This window comes from Endozoicomonas sp. ALB091 (assembly GCF_049310265.1).
Taxonomy (GTDB): Bacteria; Pseudomonadota; Gammaproteobacteria; order Pseudomonadales; family Endozoicomonadaceae; genus Endozoicomonas.
The window spans coordinates 60,938-82,815 of the sequence record NZ_JBLYNQ010000007.1; the positions used below are offsets into that span (position 1 = coordinate 60,938).

Annotated in this window: 17 protein-coding genes; 3 read left to right on the forward strand and 14 right to left on the reverse strand. The window is 52.1% G+C overall.

The features are described from left to right. Positions 1-371: 371 nt before the first annotated feature. The gene (locus tag ACO6UX_RS12495) at positions 372-812 is read left to right on the forward strand and encodes a universal stress protein (RefSeq protein ID WP_269674173.1); all 441 of its coding nucleotides are present in this window, start codon (positions 372-374) and stop codon (positions 810-812) included. A 204-nt stretch (positions 813-1,016) separates the two neighbouring features. Here ACO6UX_RS12495 and ACO6UX_RS12500 read toward each other — a convergent pair whose 3' ends face one another. The 5 genes from ACO6UX_RS12500 to ACO6UX_RS12520 all read right to left on the reverse strand — a co-directional run bounded on the left by ACO6UX_RS12500 (position 1,017) and on the right by ACO6UX_RS12520 (position 6,442). Further along, entirely contained in the window at positions 1,017-2,918 is a 1,902-nt protein-coding gene (locus ACO6UX_RS12500) for an ATP-binding cassette domain-containing protein (RefSeq protein ID WP_422448047.1), read from the reverse strand. A gap of 119 nt (positions 2,919-3,037) precedes the next feature. Beyond that, positions 3,038-4,279 carry an MFS transporter gene (locus ACO6UX_RS12505; protein ID WP_422448049.1) on the reverse strand — a complete coding sequence of 414 codons (1,242 nt, stop codon included), beginning with the start codon at positions 4,277-4,279 and terminating at the stop codon, positions 3,038-3,040. Between the two features lie 274 nt (positions 4,280-4,553). Further along, positions 4,554-4,997 (reverse strand): phosphohistidine phosphatase SixA, encoded by a 444-nt coding sequence (gene sixA, locus ACO6UX_RS12510; protein WP_422448051.1) that lies wholly within the window; start codon positions 4,995-4,997, stop codon positions 4,554-4,556. Positions 4,998-5,000: 3 nt separating this feature from the next. After that, the gene (locus tag ACO6UX_RS12515) at positions 5,001-5,348 is read right to left on the reverse strand and encodes a DUF4389 domain-containing protein (RefSeq protein WP_422448053.1); all 348 of its coding nucleotides are present in this window, start codon (positions 5,346-5,348) and stop codon (positions 5,001-5,003) included. A gap of 41 nt (positions 5,349-5,389) precedes the next feature. Next, entirely contained in the window at positions 5,390-6,442 is a 1,053-nt protein-coding gene (locus ACO6UX_RS12520) for an NAD(P)H-dependent glycerol-3-phosphate dehydrogenase (RefSeq protein ID WP_422448055.1), read from the reverse strand. A gap of 593 nt (positions 6,443-7,035) precedes the next feature. On the opposite strand from ACO6UX_RS12520, the gene fabA reads away from it, so the two are divergent. Both fabA and fabB read left to right on the forward strand, forming a co-directional pair. Further along, positions 7,036-7,590: a 3-hydroxyacyl-[acyl-carrier-protein] dehydratase FabA gene (gene fabA, locus ACO6UX_RS12525; protein ID WP_422448057.1), complete on the forward strand. Its 555-nt coding sequence runs from the start codon at positions 7,036-7,038 to the stop codon at positions 7,588-7,590. 94 nt (positions 7,591-7,684) lie between these two features. Further along, entirely contained in the window at positions 7,685-8,899 is a 1,215-nt protein-coding gene (gene fabB / locus ACO6UX_RS12530) for a beta-ketoacyl-ACP synthase I (protein WP_101747654.1), read from the forward strand. Positions 8,900-9,200: 301 nt separating this feature from the next. On the opposite strand, the gene ACO6UX_RS12535 is transcribed toward fabB, so the two are convergent. From ACO6UX_RS12535 to ACO6UX_RS12575, 9 genes are all read right to left on the reverse strand, one after another. Then, positions 9,201-12,758, reverse strand: coding sequence for a type VI secretion protein IcmF/TssM N-terminal domain-containing protein (locus tag ACO6UX_RS12535; RefSeq protein WP_422448059.1), 3,558 nt, complete (start codon positions 12,756-12,758; stop codon positions 9,201-9,203). A 19-nt stretch (positions 12,759-12,777) separates the two neighbouring features. After that, entirely contained in the window at positions 12,778-13,677 is a 900-nt protein-coding gene (icmH, locus tag ACO6UX_RS12540; protein WP_422448061.1) for a type IVB secretion system protein IcmH/DotU, read from the reverse strand. A gap of 4 nt (positions 13,678-13,681) precedes the next feature. Further along, positions 13,682-15,019, reverse strand: a complete 1,338-nt coding sequence (tssK, locus tag ACO6UX_RS12545; protein WP_422448063.1) for a type VI secretion system baseplate subunit TssK — start codon at positions 15,017-15,019, stop codon at positions 13,682-13,684. Then, positions 15,009-15,512 (reverse strand): type VI secretion system lipoprotein TssJ, encoded by a 504-nt coding sequence (gene tssJ, locus ACO6UX_RS12550; RefSeq protein WP_422448065.1) that lies wholly within the window; start codon positions 15,510-15,512, stop codon positions 15,009-15,011. The genes tssK and tssJ overlap by 11 nt, the downstream gene beginning before the upstream one ends. A gap of 11 nt (positions 15,513-15,523) precedes the next feature. Beyond that, a complete protein-coding gene (locus ACO6UX_RS12555; RefSeq protein WP_422448067.1) occupies positions 15,524-16,585 on the reverse strand; it encodes an FHA domain-containing protein in 1,062 nt (353 codons plus the stop codon). Between the two features lie 157 nt (positions 16,586-16,742). Next, positions 16,743-17,039: a PAAR domain-containing protein gene (locus tag ACO6UX_RS12560; RefSeq protein WP_422448069.1), complete on the reverse strand. Its 297-nt coding sequence runs from the start codon at positions 17,037-17,039 to the stop codon at positions 16,743-16,745. A gap of 2 nt (positions 17,040-17,041) precedes the next feature. Next, entirely contained in the window at positions 17,042-17,620 is a 579-nt protein-coding gene (locus ACO6UX_RS12565) for a DUF6931 family protein (protein ID WP_422448071.1), read from the reverse strand. Between the two features lie 2 nt (positions 17,621-17,622). Then, the gene (locus ACO6UX_RS12570; protein WP_422448073.1) at positions 17,623-19,773 is read right to left on the reverse strand and encodes a type VI secretion system Vgr family protein; all 2,151 of its coding nucleotides are present in this window, start codon (positions 19,771-19,773) and stop codon (positions 17,623-17,625) included. Positions 19,774-19,793: 20 nt separating this feature from the next. Further along, positions 19,794-21,857, reverse strand: a complete 2,064-nt coding sequence (locus tag ACO6UX_RS12575; protein WP_422448075.1) for a hypothetical protein — start codon at positions 21,855-21,857, stop codon at positions 19,794-19,796. Between the last annotated feature and the right edge of the window lie 21 nt (positions 21,858-21,878).

The window sequence follows — 21,878 nt, forward strand, 5'->3', positions numbered from 1 at the left end:
CAGCAAATTCATACGACTGTTTGAATTTAGTGCCTACCTTCTGTGAATTAGTATTTAAAGTCAAGCCTGAAACACCATGAAGATGCCACCTTTGTCACACAGTTACACAAGATTACTCATCCAGAAAATAGCCACTTCCGAATCCGGATCATGGCTGATGGAAAATTACCGGACAGACAGCTAATAAAACGATGAATAAAACCAGGATAGGCCTTACAATGGAAATGCCATGACTTTAGAAGCATTCATGCCCTCCATGAACTCCTCAATCCATCTTATTGATGATCCTGAGGAATCGCGACAGCGGTCTGGCCATCCAGATGTTACAGGGCGGATCACTTTTTGCATCTATTCAAGAAGGAAGACAGCTTATGAGCCTCTACAAGCATATTCTGGTTGCGATCGATTTGTCCGACGAAGCCGATGAGGTGCTCGAGAAAGCCAAATCCATTGCCGAAAAACACCAGGCGAGACTGACCATGGTTCATGTTGTCGAGCCACTCAGCGTTGCCTATGGCAGCGATATACCTCTCGACCTCACCACCTTGCAGGATGAAATCACCGAACAGGCAAGAGAACGCATCGCCCGCCTGGCCGATTCCATCCAGCTGAAGAAAGGTGAACAGCATGTGGTCTATGGCCGACCCGAGCGTGAGGTTCACCGGATTGCCGAAGAGTCAGACGTTGACCTGATTGTGGTTGGCAGCCACGGCCGTCATGGACTGGCACTGATTTTAGGTTCTACATCAACCAGCATCCTTCATGGTGCCGGTTGTGATGTACTGGCAGTGAGAGTCGGTAAAAACAGTTAATCCTGTTATCAAAAGAGCCACATTCAACATCTGTGGCTCTAGTGCAGCTAAGCGCTGTTACCCATACCGTTCGTCCTGAGCTTGTCGAAGGGCGGAAACTCCGGACTCTGATAGATCGTGCCAAGCACCCTTCGACTCCGCTCAGGGTGAACGTGGTGTACGGGTAATAACGCTTAGCTGCACTAGGAGTCTGACCGAGAATACCTACATATTATCCAACTCTTCCCACCGTTCCATTTTCTGTTCTATCAGCTCATTAAGCTCAGCCAGCCTGTTAAGCACAGTCTGGACTTCGGACTGATCTCCCTGATAAAAACTCGACTCAGCGGTTTGAGCTTCCAGCTGACCCAGCTCTTCTTCAAGTGCCTCAATCTCCTCCGGCAAAGCATCAAGCTCACGCTGCAGTTTGTAGCTGAGTTTCTTTTTCACCGGCTTGCTGGTGGCTTCAGGCTGACTGGGTGGCGCTTTCGCCTTTTCCTCTTTTTTCACCACCTGCGGTTCCGCTACCAGGCTGGAGATCGAACCGCCCTGGTGCAACCAGTCATCAAATCCACCCACATACTCACTGATATGACCACCTGGTTCAAACACCAGAGTACTCGATACCACATTATCCAGGAATGTCCGGTCGTGACTGACCAGCAGAATAGTGCCAGTGAAATCCACCAGCAAGGATTCCAGAAGCTCCAGAGTCTCAACATCAAGGTCGTTGGTAGGCTCGTCCATTACCAGCAAATTGGCGGGTTTACTGAACAAACGCGCAAGCAACAATCGGTTTCGCTCCCCACCGGAGAGCGCCTTGACCGGCACACGACAACGACCGGGTGGAAACAGGAAGTCTCCCAGGTAGCCAATCACATGTCGGCTTGAGCCATTAATTGTGATGCTCTCACGACCTTCAGCCACGTTATCAATCACGGTTTTTTCAAGGCCCAGCTGATTACGCAGCTGGTCAAAATAAGCCACCTCAAGCCTGGTCCCCATTTTGACAGACCCCGCTTCCGGCTTGAGATTGCCCAGAAGGATACTGAGCAGCGTTGACTTCCCTGCCCCGTTGGCACCAATCAAGCCAATCTTGTCACCGCGCATCAACCGGAGATTGAAGTCGTTGATGACGGTATGCTGATCAAACGACTGGGCAATATGCTTGGCCTCCAGCACCAGCTTGCCTGACGCTTCGCCCTGCTCCAGTCCAAAGCTGGCATTGCCCTGCACCTCACGGCGCTGACGACGCTCCTCCCGGAGTTTTTTCAGGTCCCGAACCCGCCCTTCGTTACGGGTACGGCGAGCTTTAATCCCCTGGCGAATCCACACCTCTTCCTGCGCCAGTTTTTTATCGAACAGGGCATTTTGCTCAGTCTCTACTTCAAGAGCATGAGCTTTACGCTCCAGGAAGGTTTTATAGTCACACTCCCAGCTGGTGAGCTGCCCGCGATCCAGCTCAATAATGCGGGTCGCCAGCGACTGGAGAAATGATCGGTCGTGGGTAATAAACAGCAAGGCTCCGGAGAAATCTTTCAGCTGTTTCTCAAGCCAGTCAATGGCAATAATATCAAGATGGTTCGTAGGCTCATCCAGCAACAGAAGATCAGGGTCGCCCACCAGCGCCCTGGCCAGTTCCACCCGCCGACGCCAGCCACCGGACAGTTCTTTCATCTGTTTTTCCGCCGGAAGCCCCAGCTTCTGAATAACCGTATCCACCTTCTGGCTGAGGCTCCAGCCATCCACGGACTCCAGCTGCTGCTGGACTTTCTCCAGTGCTTTCATATCCGCGTCAGTGCTGATATTCATGGATAGGGTGTGGTAACGACTGATCAGTTCACCAACCGCCTCAAGGCCTGAGGCGACCACATCATAAACTTTCTTTTCATCCTGGTCAGGAAGGTCCTGATTCAAAACCCCTACCTTCAGACCAGGCTTACGCCAGAGGGTGCCATCATCAGGCAGGATTGTGCCAGACACCAGCTTCATCAAGGTAGATTTGCCTGCGCCATTGCGGCCCAATAAGCAGACTCTCTCACCTTTTCGAATCTGAAACTCGGTATGATCCAGCAGGGGTTGGTCACCATAAGCCAGGCTGACCTTTTCGAATCTAAGTAACGGCATTATCCATCCAGGAGGTGAAGTCCTTTGCCAGCTATCCGCACCTGCAAAGGTTTAACAACCGAAAGTGTTGAAAAAAACAAACTAGAATAACGCCAACCACCGGCAATGGGTAGCATGTATCACTGTTTTTTCAGACAAATCGCGACAATCAAAGCCATCAACTGACAAAGCAATAACGGCACAAAAGCCAGCTGGTAGTCCTCAATGGACAAGGCACCCAGGCCATCATGCCCGAGCCCTTCCAGGATAAACCCGATAATCAGCTGCATAACCGGACCTGCCAGCAGCATGGAACCATTGGTAATCGCCAGCAGGACGCCAATCCGTTCCGGCGGACTGATGCTTTTCACCACAGAGAATGCCAGCATATAGCCAACACTGCTGATCCCTGCCATAAAGCAGATCATGGCCATAAGCATCATGGAACATGGGCAGAAGATCAGCAAACTGAACAACACAGGAGAAGCGATAGCGCAAACCACCATCACTTTACGCATTGACCCAACCAGGCAGGCCAGCCAGCCCAGCAGAGGAGCACCAATAGCGGCACCGACAAAAATCAAAGCAACCATATCAGCCACCGCTTCCTGCTCGCCGGGAAAACGCTCATAGAAGAAAGGGATCCCCCATAAACCAGCAAAACTGGTGATGACGGCAAACAGGCCAAAACCATACAAACAACACAGAATTAAAGAAGCCCGATCAAATGGCGTCTTTTTGCCGGGGTCAGTCTCAGAACCACCTCCACAGGTCACATCGTGTAACCTGGCATCACTGACGGAGACCGGCGGCGTACTTTTCACAAACACGGCAATCAGGGCAGCAAGTACAGCTCCAAAAATGGCGGCGGCCTGCATGGCACCCTGCCACCCATAGGCTTCCATAAGATTTGGCAGTATCAGTGGGCCAAGCCCACCGCCGGCCAGACCAAACGCTTCAATAGCCCCCGCAAGGGTTGGAAAATAACGCTCGGGAAACCAGCGACTGGCCAGATTCATGCATACCACAATCACCGGGGAGGTCATCACGCCCATAAACGCCCGGGATGCACTGGCTGACAACAGGGTTTCAGAAACGCTGAACCAGTAACAGCCAATCGCCATAAATACACAGCAAACCACCAGCAATAGCCGGGCATTGCAATGATCTGCCAGGTAGCCTCCCGGAACCTGAAACAGCAGATAAAAGCAGAGGAAACTGCTGGTTAACCAGCCGATATCTGCCACATCAAGATCGAAAGCCGACATCAACTGAGGCACCATCACCGATGGTGCCCCCTGAAGCATGAATTGATACGAACAGAACAATGCTGCTATTGAGCAGATAATAATGCCTCTGAGGCTTATAGAACTTGTCGCCACCGTACTTACTCCCTAACTATCCCTAATACCCTTTCCCTATATAAAATGTCTTCAACATGGGGTCAGAGCAGGGTTAGATTAGATGACAATTAATAAGTTCATTAAAAAATCACCAGAGTAGACAGAAATTTAAAACTATTAACCATAAATGGCTTTAAGAGGCAGACTTAAAGCCCGAAAACAGGGGAAAAATAATATTTTCCACAATCAGAGCAAATGCTCTGGAATTCTGAAAGTAAACGGCTGTTCTTATGCGCAACAATAGTCTCTGAGGCTAAGGGATAATACGCTCAATGACCCTGCCCATTCCGGGAGCAAGAATATCCGCCTCCAGGACCAGAGCCATGCCGGTTTGGAAGGAAGGGCCAATCTTAGGGGTTCCGTCGCATAGTAAACCGGTCAGATAACCGACTATGGGCATATGACTGGCCAATAGTACTACACCGGAATCCGGGAGAGCGGCGAGCACTTTTGCCGGGTTACCATCAGGCTCCAGCTCGTCCAGCGTTGCAACCCTGAGCCCAAACGCCTCTGCCGCGATATGAGCCGTTTGCTGAGCCCGAAGATACGGGCTGGCAAGCACACAATCTACCCGCTGAGCAGCCAATAAAGCAACGGTATCCCTGACTTCACGGACACCCTGCTCAGTAAGCTCCCTTTCCTTATCCGAAGGGGCAGACCATGATGCCTGACCGTGGCGCATAATGATAAGTTTCATGATTTAATCATTATCCGATCCGTTCAGTTCTTTCTCATCATCGCCTGACGCTCTGTCTCCACCAGGGGCAGGCCAGTCTGAGAATGGATAGGGTTTTGTATCAGAGTTGTAGGTCAGGAACCCGGCAATCTGGTAAATGTACTGATTCACTCCGGCACTGAATTTTAACAGACGATCATTGGGTTCACTCATAATAAACCCGTGAACCGCCTGAACAATTGCCATCAGCATCACCAGAAAGGCAGCAAGATAAGCCACGACGCCGAAAACCACCATAAAGACCAGCCTCAACCAACGAGACTCTGATTTAAGGTTATTAACCACTTTCTCATCCATCACGCTTCTCTCCATAGTCTGTTAAGCCCATATTCTCTAAAAAAGGTATTATTCAGCTACTGCGTGGACATAAACTCCACATCGGTTTTCTGCTCCCGCAGCATCATTCCCTTAACCAGCGCACCAATGGCATTGCCCTCAAAAATAATGCTGTACAAACCATCCACCAGCGGCATATAAACTCCCAGCTGATCGGCCTTTTGCTTTACCTGCTTCAGGGTGTTCACCCCTTCCGCCACCTGTCCCAGTTTCGCCTCAGCTTGATCAAGCGAACAGCCTTGCCCCAGGGCATAGCCAACCCGGAAATTTCGACTCAGGTCAGACGTGCAGGTAGCCACAAGATCACCCACCCCGGCCAATCCCAAAAATGTCATGGGATTAGCGCCAAGCGTTACCGCAAAGCGACTCATCTCCGCAAGGCTCCGGGTAATCAGCATACTTTGGGTATTCTCACCCATGCCCAGTGCCGCTCCCATGCCAGAGACTATGGCATAAATATTCTTTAAAGCACCTGCCAATTCGACACCATAAACATCTGTGTTGGAGTAAACCCTGAAGTAATCACAGTGCAAGACCGACTGTATAATCTGGCAAAGGTCTTCATCGTCACTGGCAATCACCGTGGCTGTCAGAGCCTTGGCAATGATTTCACCGGCCAGATTGGGTCCGCTCAAAACACCGATACGAGGGTTTTCCAGCTCCTCCATCAGAATCTGACTCATCAGATCAAAGGTAACGGGTTCGATACCTTTCGTGGTACTGATTACTATTTTGCCACAAAGCAGTCCATTGGTTTTTTTGACCACCTCCCGGAAAGATTTGCTGGGAATAGCAATAAAAACAATATCAGCATCAACGACCACCGCCGACAGATCCGTGCTTGCGCTAACGGAGGGATGAATCCTGAACTCGGGAAGATACCTGGCATTCACATGGTCATCATTAATACTCCTGACCTGCTCTGCATCTCTCATCCAGAGCTTCACCCTGTGGCCATTGGTGGCGGAGATATCAGCCAGAGCCGTACCAAAACTGCCGCCGCCAAGAACAGCGATTGTATATTCCCCGGTACCGCCATTTTCTGCGGTGCCATGTGGCCTGTCTGTCATATAGTTAATCCCGTTTTACCCGCAAAAACTGCATCAAAATCTCTTTGAGGTCTTCGGTAACAGCTTTATTTAATCACACCAGTAAAAAGCGTTGCACAGAAGATAGCTACCAGGAGGCTGTCCGAGAAACTGAATTTTTTTCGATTCAAGGTAAGCCTCCTCAATATTGTACGATTGTACAATGCTAGAAAACCATTCCTGACTGTATTACCTTTACTTCCCGTGTAGCAATGTAAGCCATACGCCTTCACAGACTCTTTCGCCTTTGCCAGTACTTTGCCAAATTATGCCAGTGATGCAACAGGCCTGACGCTGATCAGCTCTCTGGTAATAAAATGCTATGACACTTATCATTGGCCACTGTTTCAGTGGCTCAGTGTTGTCTTTTTGTTACAAAAAGCTCAACAGCACTATGACAGATAAAAAGCAATGGTATAGTTCATCACCGGAACGATAGTAATGCATTTTGCAAGACTGTCAGGAATAAGCGGGGTCATCGGCCCCTGATGTGAATGCCGTATCGGCAGGGAAGTCCCGATCATCACTGGCCTGATACCATGCAGGTGCTGGACCTTCCAGGAACCAATAAACGAATGAAGCAACCATCGAAATCTGGCCTCAGACAAGAAGCCGTTAGCCAGCAAGAAGCTTTCAGCAAAGAAGATTTGTTACGCTGTTCACAGGGCGAGCTTTTTGGTGCTGGTAATGCTCAGCTACCGGCCCCTGATATGTTGATGCTTGACCGCATCGTTCGCATTTCTGAACAGGGCGGAGCCTATGGCAAAGGCGAGATCATCGCAGAACTGGATATCAATCCGGACCTCTGGTTCTTCTCCTGCCACTTCCCGGGAGACCCTGTTATGCCCGGATGTCTCGGACTTGACGCCATGTGGCAGCTGGTTGGCTTCTACCTGGGCTGGATGGGCAACCCCGGCCGGGGACGCGCCCTTGGCAGTGGCGAGGTAAAATTTACCGGCCAGATTCTGCCCACCAGCAAAAAAGTAACATACCGTATTGATATTAAACGTATCATCGCACGCAAACTGGTTCTGGGCATTGCTGATGGATCAGTCAGTATTGATGGCCGGGAAATTTACACCGCGGAAGGACTGCGGGTAGGTCTTTTCCAGAACACTGACGCTTTCTGATTCCCCTGTTCCCTCTTGCCCGCAGGACGGGAGGGAGTGCCGGGATCTGACTCTGGTTTTTTCTGACTTAAACAGGCTATTCAGGTTGACATCAATGAAACGTGTTGTAGTTACAGGGATTGGCATCACATCCTGCCTGGGTATCACCCAGGATGAGGTAGCCGAGAGCCTTAAACTTGGGCGCTCCGGTATTCGCTTCAACGAAAGCTATAAGGAGCATGGTTTCCGCAGCCAGGTGTCCGGCACAGTAGACATCGATTTCGAACAATTTATTGACCGCAAAACCCTGCGCTTCATGGGCAACGCCGCTGCCTATGCCTATATAGCCATGAAGCAGGCCATTGACGATGCGGGTTTGACTGAAGATCTGGTTTCCAACCCCCGTACCGGACTGATTGCGGCTTCTGGCGGAGCCTCGTCAGAAAATATTGTCGACTCTGCAGACATCATGAGAGAAAAAGGTGTCAAGCGCGTCGGCCCCTACCGGGTTACCCGCACCATGGGCAGTACCGTCTCGGCCTGCCTTGCCACCCCGTTTAAAATCAAGGGCGTTAATTACTCAATCACCTCTGCCTGTGCCACCAGCGCGCATTGCATTGGCAATGCCATTGAACAGATCCAGCTGGGCAAGCAGGACATCGTCTTTGCCGGTGGTGGTGAAGAAGAGCACTGGACGCAAACCGGGCTGTTCGATGCCATGGGGGCACTGAGCACCAAGTACAATGACACCCCTGAGCAGGCTTCCCGTGCCTATGATGCTGACCGGGATGGCTTCGTTATCGCCGGTGGTGGCGGCATGATTGTGGTGGAAGAGCTGGAGCACGCCAAAGCCCGTGGTGCCAGAATTTACGCTGAAATCACCGGCTATGGTGCCACTTCCGATGGCTATGACATGGTAGCTCCGTCTGGTGAAGGCGCTGCACGCTGTATGCGCATGGCCATGGAAACCATTAACGCCCCTATTGATTACATCAATACTCACGGCACCAGCACCCCGGTTGGTGATGTGGCCGAATTGAAAGCTCTTACTGAGGTATTTGGCGACCAGATGCCAGTGATAAGCTCCACCAAATCACTGTCCGGCCACTCTCTGGGTGCTGCTGGCGTTCAGGAAGCCATTTACTGCCTGCTGATGATGAAGCACAACTTCATCACCGCTTCTGCTAATGTCCAGAACCTGGATGAAGCGGCTAAAAATCTGCCCATCCTGACCGGTGAAGCCCGCGAACAAAAACTGAACCGGATTATGTCCAACAGCTTTGGCTTTGGTGGAACCAACGCCTGCCTGGTATTTGAACGTTACCAGTAATCATTTTTCCTCAGGGTTTTGCAACAGCCTCGGGACCCTGAGGATCTGGTTTCTATCCATGTATAAAGCAGTTAAGCCAATCAATAGTACATGGTTTCAATGAGTTTGACGTGCACAATCTCCGTTCAGCCTGAGCGTCCTTCGGCTCCGCTCAGGATGTACGGACGAAGGGTGCTTGGCACGATCTATCAGAGTCTGGATTTTCCGCCTTTAGGCCCTATGGGTCCTTCGACAGGCTCAGGACGAACGGAGTGCGGAGGCACGACAACACGTCAAACTCATTGAAACCATGCACCAGTCACTAGATATCAGCCCTGACGATACGTCCGGGCAGCTTAATCCTGTCATATAGCGACGGCCCGAACGGGTTCCCCCCGCGCTCCAACTCAAGCTCCAGACGGGTCTGGTATTCCTTGCTGCCGAACAACAGATCAACATGATAATTTTTCTGCCACTGCTGCCCGTCAAAAACAAACCGCAGCCAGGCCCATGGCCCAGAGTACTGTTGTTGCGCCAGCACCACTGAATCATTACTCAGAGTCACATTAATCTGTTCTTCTTCAGGACCCGGCCACTGTCGTTTTTGCCAGATCATGGGGCCGTGGCGATAAACAAAACGACCATTGCTGTCCCTGAGGGAAAATTCCGAAGCATGGTTACTCAAGGCAAGCATTCGCAAACGGTAATTAACCTGAAGCGTACCGTCAGGGTTAAACAGCTGCTGTTGCAAACGCTGGGCATGATTCATCTGCTGCAACAGCATCCCTTTAACCGGCAACTGCTGGCCTTTGACGGTTTTTAAATGCCAGACACCCGGTTGCCGCGCCGGTTGCGTCTGCAGAAATGGTTTCAGGATAGCCGCAAAGTCATCCAGCAGCCCACCGGGCTTAAAGAACGCAGTAAAGTCGTTGAGCTGAATATCGTTGCCCGCGTCTGTCACCAACGGAAAACGAGAATACAGATGCTGGCTCCAGAAAGGATAGATCTCCTGTTGCCACCGCCTTTGGCAATAACGGGCAGCACCAGCAATGGCACGGCTCCAGACCTCTCCCGCCAGCTGGTTGAGCCATTGACCGGCCCGGGTATCATCACTGTCGGCCTGATGCCAGAGACTCTGCAGAATATTCTGCTTATTGCCCATCACCGTTGCTGCCAGCTGATACAGGGCAAAATCCGGATCAAAATGCCCGTTAATGTCCTGCAGCTCCTGCAAAAGCTGGTCCAGAACCGGGGTGAGCCGACTTTGCAGGTCCGCTGCATAGCCGGTGTATTCGGCAAAGGCCTGGTTGACAATGGCTGGATTATCCGGGGACACTTTTCCCACTTGCCCGGCTGGCAGCAATCGGGCAGCCTGATTCAGGATACGGTTGGCTTTAATAGCCGCAGGCGGTACTGCTCCGGGCTGCTGACCCAGAACCTTTGCACTGGCGGCTGGTGACTCTTCGGCCAGTGATGTCTCACTGGTGATCATATTGACCAGAGCCTGCAGTGCCGCGCCCCCTCTGGTCAGCAGTTTGGTTTGCTGCTCAATCTGGTCAAGGCTGATGGCCGGTTGCAACCGGATACGATGGATAAGATTATCCCAGGTGCGGATATAATCCTGAAAATAAAACTCCCGAACCCGTCGACTGATCCGCGACAGCTCAATGGCTGATATTTCTGATTCACCTTTCTGAATCCGGTTCAGGCTGATGATTTCCCGTTTCAACATCGGAGAGCTTGCCGAGAGATCCAGACGGCTATAAAGATTCCTGGTATAGAACCTGGGAATCCTGGTATTGCCACTGTCGTCTTCAGCCGTAAACAGAGTGCCGAACTCATTACCAAACAGATCCCGGGTATCCAGTGTACCGCTGAATTGTGGCAACCGGCGAAGATGGTCGTATACCAGCCGCTCCGGAGGCTTGGTTGACAATGCTTCACGGGCCCGCTCTATCAAAGCCTGATCCGGGAGAATACTTGCTGTTATCCTGTCACCCTCAAGGTGCCAGATATCCGTCAGCAGACTATCAAGCTGCCTGCCTGCCTCACCCTCCGGATCGTGCAGCAGCAATTTCCGGATATGACGGTGCAACAGCTCGATATTGCGGACTTTCGGATCAAGCAACATCAGGTAATATTGCAGGTCATCAAACAGTCCTTTGCTGTGCCGGCTCAACGCTTTGTGCAAACGGTCATGGAGATGCCGGGCCAGGGGTGATAACAGATAGTGTCGCAGCTGCTGCTGGTAAAAAACCTGGATATCATTCGCTGTCTCCCAATCCAGAAGTCCTCCATAATACATCCACCGGGAAGACTGCCGGTACATACGGTGCAATAACTGAAGACCATCCAGCAGTTGCAGCACATCACTGACAGGGATGGTATCCCCGGGAGCCTTCGGCTGGTTTGGAGCCTTCAGCTGGTTGAGAGCCTTCAGCTGGTTGAGAGCCTTCGGCTGATTCAAGGACACCATCAGCTGTTCCATGGAGTACCGGTAATCCCTGATGATCATTTTCTGCTGCGCCAGCAGCTGTTCATTGTATTCTATCTGTGACCAGCAGAAGCTCAGCCCGACAGCCAGAATGGCAACAAGAGCCCCTGACACCAGATAGATACGGGCCAGCCAAAACTTTCTGGCCATGGAATCTTCCCTGACATTCCCCATATCATTAAACAGAATTCTATTGAAAAACTGCTGACTGAAATAGCTCTGGTTGCCAGGGATCTGGGGCTGCACAGGCTGGGCCCGGAAACCGTGCAACCGGGCAATCTCCCTAGCCAGCAGGTTGATCGTACTGCCATGCTGACCACAGGAGCTGAACCAGACACCTTTCAGCTGTAGTGTTGAGACACCATAACGGGGCAGAAAAATCTCATCACAGAAAAAATGCAGGCGTTCACCCAGCAGGCTGAACTGCAGAACATAACGGACCTGTGCCTGACGGGCATTACTGTCTTTTTCCGGGTGGAGACAATCAAACAATTTATCAGACAGCTCGGTGTGGCACAGGTCAAAAGCCTCACGAAACTGTTCAGGATGGTAACCTTCCTTCAGGTAAAACCCAAAAGGCAACATCTGCCGTTGACTGCTCATACGACGGATCAGCTCCATAAAACCATTCAGCCGATCCGCCTGGGTCAGCAAAATCCAGACAGGGAGGGTATTGGCAAAACGCTGGTTAATGTACAGTAACCGCCACCGCAACTGCCGGGCCTGTTCCAGAAGGCCATTGGGATCACGCAGAAGCAACTGTTCTGTAGAGAGCGCAGCAAGAATGCCATTAAGGGGCCTTCTCGGACGTTTCTTGCGGACTAGCACCAGCAGGTGATCAAGGAGAAATTCGTCCAGCTGTTCTTTATCACGGGTATAGTACTGCCCTACCAGTTCAACGATAACCGCATGCTCACTCAGCCAGAATACGATACTGGACACCCGGTTTGGGGAAGCCGTGGCCACCTTTTCAAAACCGGCATTAATTAACCAGCTGGATTTACCGGAACCTGCAGTACCAATCATCACCAGCCAGGCCAGGGTGTAGGGCGTTTTGCCATGGCGACTGTTCAGAATTTTCCAGAGCTGGTTCCAGTCATACATTAACTGTTGTTTATATTGCGCCTTATTCTGTTCTGAAACGCCGCTTGCAGAACTGTCATCAGAGCTTGTTTCGAAAGCATGCCCGGTGGTGCCACGAGCTTTCTGGCGACGCAACACTACCCATAGGATCAGACAGCAGGCCAGCACAATAATTAACGACAGCACCCACTGCCAGACAGCGGTAAGCCAGCTTAACCACTCACCGCTGACCAGGGGGGCAAACCAGACCATTGACAGCAATAATACCGACAGCGATGCGACAATAATGATCGGATTAGTCATGACGTCATATAAAAAAGTATCAGGTCTTCTTATCAGGGCCTGCCACTGTGATCCCGGAAGATTCGGAGGGATTGCGTAAAATAGACAGCTGCACAGGTGTTGCCTGCCCCTGCTGCAATTGCAACTCAGACAGCCCGGTATAAGTGTGATTGATATACTGTATACAGAAATGGGTAACCGCCCCCGACAGCATCAGGATTGCGATAACCATTGGCAGATATTGCCGGACTCTGATCACCTTCAGCGGTCGCCAGGGTGCGCTGAGAATGGCCATGGTCTGATGCTCTCGGGGTTTCTGGTGCTCGCGGATTTCCGTGAATATGTTATCAGCAAGCTTTGCCAGCTCATGTTTATCGGTGTGCTGATAACGGCCGCAAAATCCCAGTCGCAGGAGCAGATAAAGCAGTTCAATAAAGTCAATCATTTTGGGGACATTCTGCCGCGCCTGTTCCAGCAGGACAAAAAATACTTCACCGGCATTGCGCTGCTGAAAAAGCTGCGCCACCAGGGCATGATTTTCCCAGCAGCCCGACTGCCCCCAGCCGGTATTCATTATTTCCTCATCAACGGCGGCACAGAGCGCATAACAGGTTTTCTCCATCATTCTGGGGGGGTATCCGGCTTGCAACCCACGGTTATGAAGTTCGTTAACACTTCTGACCAGATACTGGTGCAGCTCAGGCAGATTACTGACTTCCTGCTGCTGTGACAGCGTGCTGAGAATAGCCAGCAGTTCTGCCGACAGGTTGATAAGCGTATTGCTGCTGATATTGAAATTACCGAACAGGCCACTCTCGTCACGAAGCTCAGCACCAGAGCCATCCTGCGGGGCTGCCTGTTGAGTTTCTGCGATAGTTAATCCTCTATCCGCTACTAACTCATTCCCAACAGCCTGAAACCCAATACTGGACGATGTCATACTATTACCTGACTACAAAACAGTTGATAACGGTGTCTTCCGGCATCTGCTCATCCACATGAAGGGCCAGCAGGTCATGGGTTCGCACCATCTCCTGCCACAGTTCATTATCAGTGTCGATCTCGAAATAGACCGTGTTAACCTTTGCCCTCAGCTCAATGGGCGGCCCCGCCATGGCGGTGATGGGTACTGCGGTCAGTGCATTGCGAACCCGTTCAGCAATACGGTTATGACCACAGAGTTTGGCCGAATTGATAAATACCGTGCGGGTAAGGGACTGATTCAGGCTGGAGGCTACAGAAAGAATAAACCGGCCGTCGTTAAACAGGGTTCGGTCATCAATCCTGGTACGCAGTAAACGACGGAGTTGAAACAGCCGGGTATCCCAGACAAGCTCAACCACCTTGTCCTTACTGGCCTGACGCAGATTGAGCAGCAAACTGGACAGCACAGGCGCAAAGCACCCATAAATATCCAGCTCATTAAAATCGGGAAATTCTGGTGCCAGTGTCGTGTTAAAGGTGGCCAGATCCGCAGCCATAATGGCCAACATCCGGTAAAGCTCGCAGGCTGAGATACCTGACTGTTTTTCCACCAGTTTGAGCCAGGCACCATGTCGATTCAGTGCCTGCAGCCAGAGATACTCAATCTGCAGGGTCTGAAAGCTTTTCTGCTGCCCTTCTACCCCGACCTGGGTGGCAATAAATGACGCCCGTTGTCTGACCATGGCGCGAAGGTTCTGGACCTGTTCAAGCAAGTAGCGGGAGGCGCGGTAATCAAGACAGCGGGGAATAAAGGTACTGTCCAGGACCACTTCACCATCGGGATGAAATTCCTGAATATGGGCCATCGCCAGAGTGGAATAGTCATCCCGGGCCTCACCCTCAGCCATAAGGCAGGGATTCAAACGCGACAGTTCCAGCTGCACCGGTTCATTTTTGCGATCAGTACCATCATAAACACTGTGAGCCGAACTGATATATCGAACTGCTCTCGTCTTTTTCTCTTCCGGTGCCGTGTTAACACAACCGGGCTTATTCAGGGGAATGGCCAGATAGACCGTCCTGCCACAATGGCTGCTGTCCAGATCCATGGACAGTGAGACCGTCAGTTGAAAAGGCGTTCCATCGGGAAACAGGCCGCTGGCTTCACGAATAAACAGTTTGCCAGCCCGGAGTTGTTCACTGTCAATACCCAGGGAGGTAAAGCCAGCCTTGCCCGGCGCATAAATATTAAACAACTGCCGGTTATACCATTCCAGGTAGCGCTCCTGTTGCTGGAAATGCTGGGGGCTGAGAAACATCCCCTCAAGCCAGACGGCTCTGTCAACGCTATGATCCATGGGGTAGCCTGCCAACAAGACGAAGATGGTTACCGTTGATCTGTAATACCATCGAATTCTGACTGGCAGGAACAATGGATTCCAGCACCCACCAGATAGCTGACTGATAACTGGCAAACTCGGCAAAAATAGCGATAAACCGTGTTGTCCTGTCCAGCTGCAAGGTCAGCTGGCTGCCGGTATCCGGCCATACCGTGGGCAACCGGTGTTTCTTGACCAGCGTCCCCTGGAGAATGGCCACATCCTGCAGGTAGATATCCAGGAAGTCAGCATTGGCAAATAGTTCGGCACTTTGCAGTTCATACATGCGCAGCTGTAAAGGTGCCGCATCAACCTGCTGACCGCTGTTCATACCGGTGCCGTTATTGCTATCACTGTCTGCCACGATCTCCAGCGATAGCATGGTCTCAGGCTCTGGCCGAACTTCGCTGCCAGAACAGCCAGTTAATACCAGGGCCAGCAGGAGAAGAAATGAGCCTGAAATAGCATACATTGAATCAAGTCCTACCGGTTCACCGCCTCTTTCAGCCGCTGAAGAAACAGCGCCTGATAATGTCTGCCATGCATCAGGCAGCGATAGAAATTCTGATACTGTTGCCAGAAGTCGGCACAGGCTGTTTCTGATGTTTCTTTTGCACTCCCGGAAGCTGGCTCCTGCCGGTAATTCATCGGAGATAACAGCTGCTCGAGGTTATCCGGACAGAAGTCAGCCATCATTAAATCAACCGCCACCAATATGGCATCCAGCACTGCCGGCTGTTGCATAAGTTCCAAGAGTTGCCATGCTTCTGCCTGCGACAGTTCAGGCTGATGCGGTTCGGATGGCTCAGCTCCCGTTAAATTGGGGGGATCCTGTTCAATGGCTTCCGCCTGCGGCACCGGTAGCATTCTGAGATTCCGGTTTATGCTCCACTCACTCTCTTCATCATCACTGGCCAGAACATCAATAAGCGGCACTGGATGACAGCTGATCGGGGCTGTGTCAGCCGTATCAACGACGAAGTCGGAAAACGGTGATTCAATTTGCAGCTCTGGGCCATCAGGTCCGATAGATAGCGAAGATTCCTGTCGTTGTGCCTCGGGTGGTAAAAACGGATCATCAAGATGCTCTGTCCGGGAAGCTTCTTCAACGGACATAGTGTCTTCCGCGGGCAAAGGGCCCTCAAAATCCCAACTCTGAGGGGAAGACTCCAGCCCGTTATTCTCAAGCGCCAGATCCGTTTGCTCAGTGGCCAGGGATGCCATGCCGTCCCTCTGCCAGGGAGAAAAATCACTGGCCATCAGACAGTAATTGCCACAGTAGATCATATCGCCATCGCTCAACAAATAATGCCTGCTCTGCCTGGGCTGTATCGGTGTGGTATTCACCATCAGCTCACCGGATGACATATTTTCCAGGTACCATTGATTATCATCCCGGAAGATACGGATGTGACACTCAGCGATGGATTGCTGGCGATCAGGCAGAATAATCTGACAACGGTGACCCCGGCCAATCAGCACTTCACCATCAATAACATAAGACAGTGAACCAAGGGTCTCCCCTGCGGGGATACTGAGAACCATAAGTTGCATAAGCGATCTGATATGGTCGTTTGACAATCAAGTGTAGTTGCCTTGGTTTATTTCGCACGACGATTAACAGCCATATTTCGGTAGCCATTTGAAAAGAGGTCTGTTTCCCGGGGTGGGAACCGGACAATATCCAGCGCCATCAAGGTGCTCACCCCCCAATCAAAACCGTTGGCCAGCCCAAAATTACCGTTCCCCCATGAGCCGTGGTATCCCCCATACGTACCGCAGGCCGACCATTAATCAATACCGTCAAACTGCCTTTTACTATGCTATCTGGCGGACCTACACAGATACATGGCTGCCCCAGGGTCGCAGCTGGCAGGCCGCCAATCAGTACCGTTGAGGGCAGTGGCAGAATTGGCCCGCCCACATGGGGAACAGGCACGACTGCCGGCGTCTGCATCGGACAGATATGCATATCCCCGACCCTTGCTGCTGGCCCCATGATTACCTCCCCTTGCCGCCATCGGCAATATCAATACCCATGGCAATAAACTGCCGGTAACGTTTATTACCTTGTCGGCCATCGGGCAGCACCGCTGCCAGGCAGATAGCCCCGGCCACCGCATGGGCATAAAGCCAGGGCGGAGCGGGACTTTGTGGCCCGTTCACCGGGGTCAGGCTGCCGCCACTCCAGAACACGCCCTGGGCCAGCCAGCCACAGGCATTATCCAACCCGGCCTGTTGCGCCATGATGTCTGCCAGACGACGATGAGTTTCTATCGGTTCCTGAAGCCATCGCCTGACCACATCGAGTGCCTTCTGCTCCGTTTCCGATAGCGGGATACCGGCCTTTTCAATGCATAAATATCCCCACCAGATACACTCAACGGCCAGCAGACTGTGGCTCAGAAAGATGACCAGTTCCTGATGCATTGTTTCCCCGGCCAGACGATTGATAAACGCCACCGGTGTCAGGGAAGGATCTACCCATTTCTGAAAAGCACGATCCTGTTCATAGCGCTGTAGAATGTCTGTGGCCAGGGGTTGAGGGATTTTTTTCAGGCTCGGTTTGGTCACTAACATAGTCAATTAATTTTCACAATGGCACCGGAAAGATCGACCATCGCCCCGGCTTTTACAGCGGTCATACCGTTGCCCTTGATATTAACCAGCGTGCCCTTAAGCTCAGCATTGACAACACCTTCCACCGCTGCGCTGACCCCGCCCTTCACCGTTGCTGAAACTTTGCCGTCTATGTTCACCTGTACCCCCGAGATCTCTACCCCCGATGGTGACAGGGTGACCGTGCTGGGACCACATTTGATCTGCACCGAACTGCCAGACAGGCTGATACTGCTGGCCCCGACACTGAGCTTGATGGCGGTTTTGCCTGTGGCACTGATATTGCCGGCATCCATATCAAGACTGCCGGTGGCGCTTTCTGAGATACTTCCCTTGCTGGTGATATTCACATCGCCGGTACTTCGGGTATCCGTTGCACCCCGAACCTCAAGGCTGTAGCTACCATCCGTTTTCTGCTGGTAATTACCGGCAGTATCCAGCATGCAGTCTGCCCGGGTCCGGGTGGTGATATTCCCGGTGACTTCCGTGAGTTGCTCGCCCTCTATCTTATGGCTGTCGTTTTCCTTGACGGTTCTTTCCGATGTTTTCTCCACAAGTGTCGTATCTTTACCTTTGATCACACGGCTATTGTCGTTTTTGATCAGGATGGAACGATCTTTTTCCGCCTGAACATACATCAGTTCTTCACCCTTGTGGCAATTGAAGCGCAACTCACTGAAATTATCGGCTCCCCCTTTTGGCAATGATTTGAGTTTTATCCCCTGTTCCATACCGGATTTGTAGGGCTGACGTCGCTGACCATTATAAACTGTGCCCACAACCACAGGCCGGTCCGGATCATGATCCAGAAAACTTACCAGCACCTCATCACCCACCCTGGGGGTAAACTGGCAACCAAAACCATCCCCGGCCAGAACCTGGGCAACCCTTATCCAGCAGGAGCTATTCTGATTGGCCTGCCCCTCCCGGTCCCAGTGGAACTGGACTTTTATCCGGTGAAACTCATCCAGGTAGACTTCATCCTTTTCAGGCCCAACGACAGTGGCACTGTGCAGTCCGGGCATAGGCGGCTTTGTTACAGCCTGCCTGGTTTGCCAGGGGGTTTTCAGGGGAATACAGGAAAAACCGTTGCTGTACTCCAAACTGCGCCCGTCTTCTGCCGTCACCATGACATGATTGACCAGCCTGAGCAGGTAGTGTTGCTGTTCCTGACTGTCCGGGTGATGTTTCAGGGCAAAGGTTGTCCCTGCCGCAAACCCGGTCAGGGTACTTTCTCCCTCCACTTCACTGAGCCGGGTATCCAGCGCCTCCTGACGTTTCTCCACCACTGCCCCGCCCTGTTCCCGGCTGGCAAAAGCGCCGGGGTAAAAATACTGCTGCAACCGTCGGCGATGGGGCATGCTTTGCTGGCTTTTGACTTCATCAGTCAATATTGGCCACCCCGTGGTCATATTGTAATCTGCTGACTGTACCGAGCCCGCCACCATCCAATAACCGTGGACCCAGCGGGTAATGGCCCGCTCCAGCCGGGTACTGTCCACAAAATATTCAATATCACTCTCCCCGCAGTCACTGAACACCCGGTTCGTTTCTCCGACAACCAGCTGATGTCGGCCATTATCCTGCCTGAAATAATAGAACCAGCCCCGCGCAGCGATCAGCCGACAGATAAAATCCCAGTCACTTTCATTGAACTGAACACAGTACTCAAGGCGACTGTCGTTGTTGGTTTTCAACTGAAGATCCGATTGAAAATCATGTTCACGACAGATCGAAGTAATAATGTCACCGGTCTTCTTTTGTTGAAAAATACGACAATTGGTCCGCTGCTGGAGAAACCAGCACCAGGGGGAAACCAGCAATTCATAGTGAAGGTAGCCCCGACTGGCCATCAGGCCTACCTGGCGAACCTGGACACAATACCCATGAAAATACCTCTGCCGGACACGGTCTGAACCCCTGCCGGGCTGATAGCAGAACGTGATTTGCTGCCCCAGCAACGCAGTTTCTGACAGTTTCCTGGCCAGAATCACCGCGCGGTGCTGAAAAAGGTCATCCAGCTGTTCGCTGCTGTGCAGCTCTGAGACAATCCACTCATCTCCCTGTTCCGAGCGGGCAGTCAAAGGCCGGGCATGTATCTCAAGGTCTTTCATTGGCTAACTGTCCGAAAGATTCAGGCATAAGCAAGCTGCCCGGTCTTGATATCCCTTTTAATAACGTCAAAAGCAATGCATTCCCCGGTCTGCAGAGTCTTTTTCAGTCCGGCATAATCCTTTGCCGCCCGCAAAAGAGCCGTCATATCCTCTGCCACAACCTGTTTCTTACGCTCTCCCCGGACTGTTTTACTCTGCAATACCGTCCCGTCATCCTTGGTTATCTGTTCAGTGGCGTATTGAAAATATTTCGACTGGGCATTGCCGACAAACCCCTCAACGGCATTGATCTCATTGATCCCCATAACATCCCCGTAACCATTAAAACCGGGCACCCGTGCTGCCCGTTTCTGTACCGCATCGGCCTCCAGGTCAAGATTACTGACCAGGGCTACCATACGACCACGACAGTCCATATAGACCTGACTCAACTCGGCATCTGAAGCCCTGTCATTCAGAAATTGAGCAAAGGTGATCAGCCGCCGGGTATGCACAGAACCGGGGTTGTAGTGCTTCATGGTTTTTGCCAGTTTCATCAGGGCCGGCATGGCAATGGCGTCATACCCCACCAGCAGAAGGCCTCTGGGAGAAATGATGCAGCTGGCGCTGATACTGGAACCTACCCCCAGCGTGGCCCCGGCTGAGGTGTCAAAGCTGACTTCATCGATGGACGCCTTTGCTGCCAGTTTTGCGGCTATGCCGACCCCGAATGACATCGACTCCCTGGCCTGCAGGGTAAAGATATTCACCCCCCTGCCGGGGTGTTGCAAAGCTACTTTCTGCTCAGAACCAAACTCAAAGCCGGCAAACAGTTTGCCCCCGATATCCATCCCTACCCCCTGGCCATTGACGAAGCACTGCAGGTTGCCCGCGGCAATACCACCGGCAAACAGGTCGCCACCCAGTTCCACTTCCGCCATCTGGCCAACGGTCACACTGCCCTGTCCATTCATCACGACAGCGAGGGAAACCTCCCCTTCAAGATCGGCTTTAAGTCCATGAAATCCCCGGGTAGCTGACGTAGAATTTTCGATCAGGTCAGTCTCCACAGCCGATTCCTGATAATTGTTCACCACTCCTGCGGTTGTCCCTGCACTGCCCCCGGCCCTGGCGTGAACTTCAGCACTGCCACTGGCGTGGACTTTTACCATGTCCAACTCACCACCCAGCAGACGACGAAGGTATTCTCCTTTGACCTTACAGGAGTAGGTCAGTTCATAATCAATATCTGCCCGCAGACTGGCCTCAGCGCCAATGCCTGCTGCCGCACTGGCCCTCAGCTCATCCATTCGGGCTGCGCCAGACGCATGACCGGAGGCCTGACCACTGGCTTGCAGGTTACCTTTCAGGGATTGTTTCAACCGGCCCTGCTGCCACTCCTTTTCAACAGACAAATCAGCACTGCCAGCGGCCGATACCGATGCCTCACTTTGTGCACTGCCCTCGGCCAGCCCGATGATCCCCTTGCCAAAGCCGGTGGTGGTGCTCCCGGCACTGCGTGCTACCGAGGTGCTGCCCTGGTACAGCCCCACGGTGTTGGAATTCCATTCATACCAGGTGGTCCAGTCCGTATCCACCTCCGTCATATACTGGTCATGGACCCGTGTGGCACTGGCCGCCAGCAGCTCGTAGCGGAGCCGGGAAACCGCCAGTTCCGCCAATGTCCAGGAGTGGTCGGTTTTGTCTTTTTTGATAATGTCCAGAAGATCAATTTTATTGGTGATAATCCGGGTTGCCAGGGTATTGCGGATCATGCGCTTGACCCTGGTCTGTTCCACGGGCGATGGCTGGTAAGCGGCCAGATGTTCAGGAAAATTTCGACTGGCACAACCCACCAGGATTTTCCATTTGGGGTGCGCCAGTATTTTTCTGGGGTCCGTGGTCTGGAGTTCACCTTCCAATGTCGTATAAACAGTATCAACCGCTTCCTGAAAGTGTTCGACACGGGTAGCTTTCTGATAGCCAAACAGCTTTTTCTCGCCCATCTCCCGGGTCCAGCCGTCAACCAGCTGCTCAAAGAGTGAATCATTGATATTAATCAGCTTTCTGGTGGGACCCAGTTCCAGCAATTCGGTGAATCTCATGGTGGCTGTACCTTACTCACG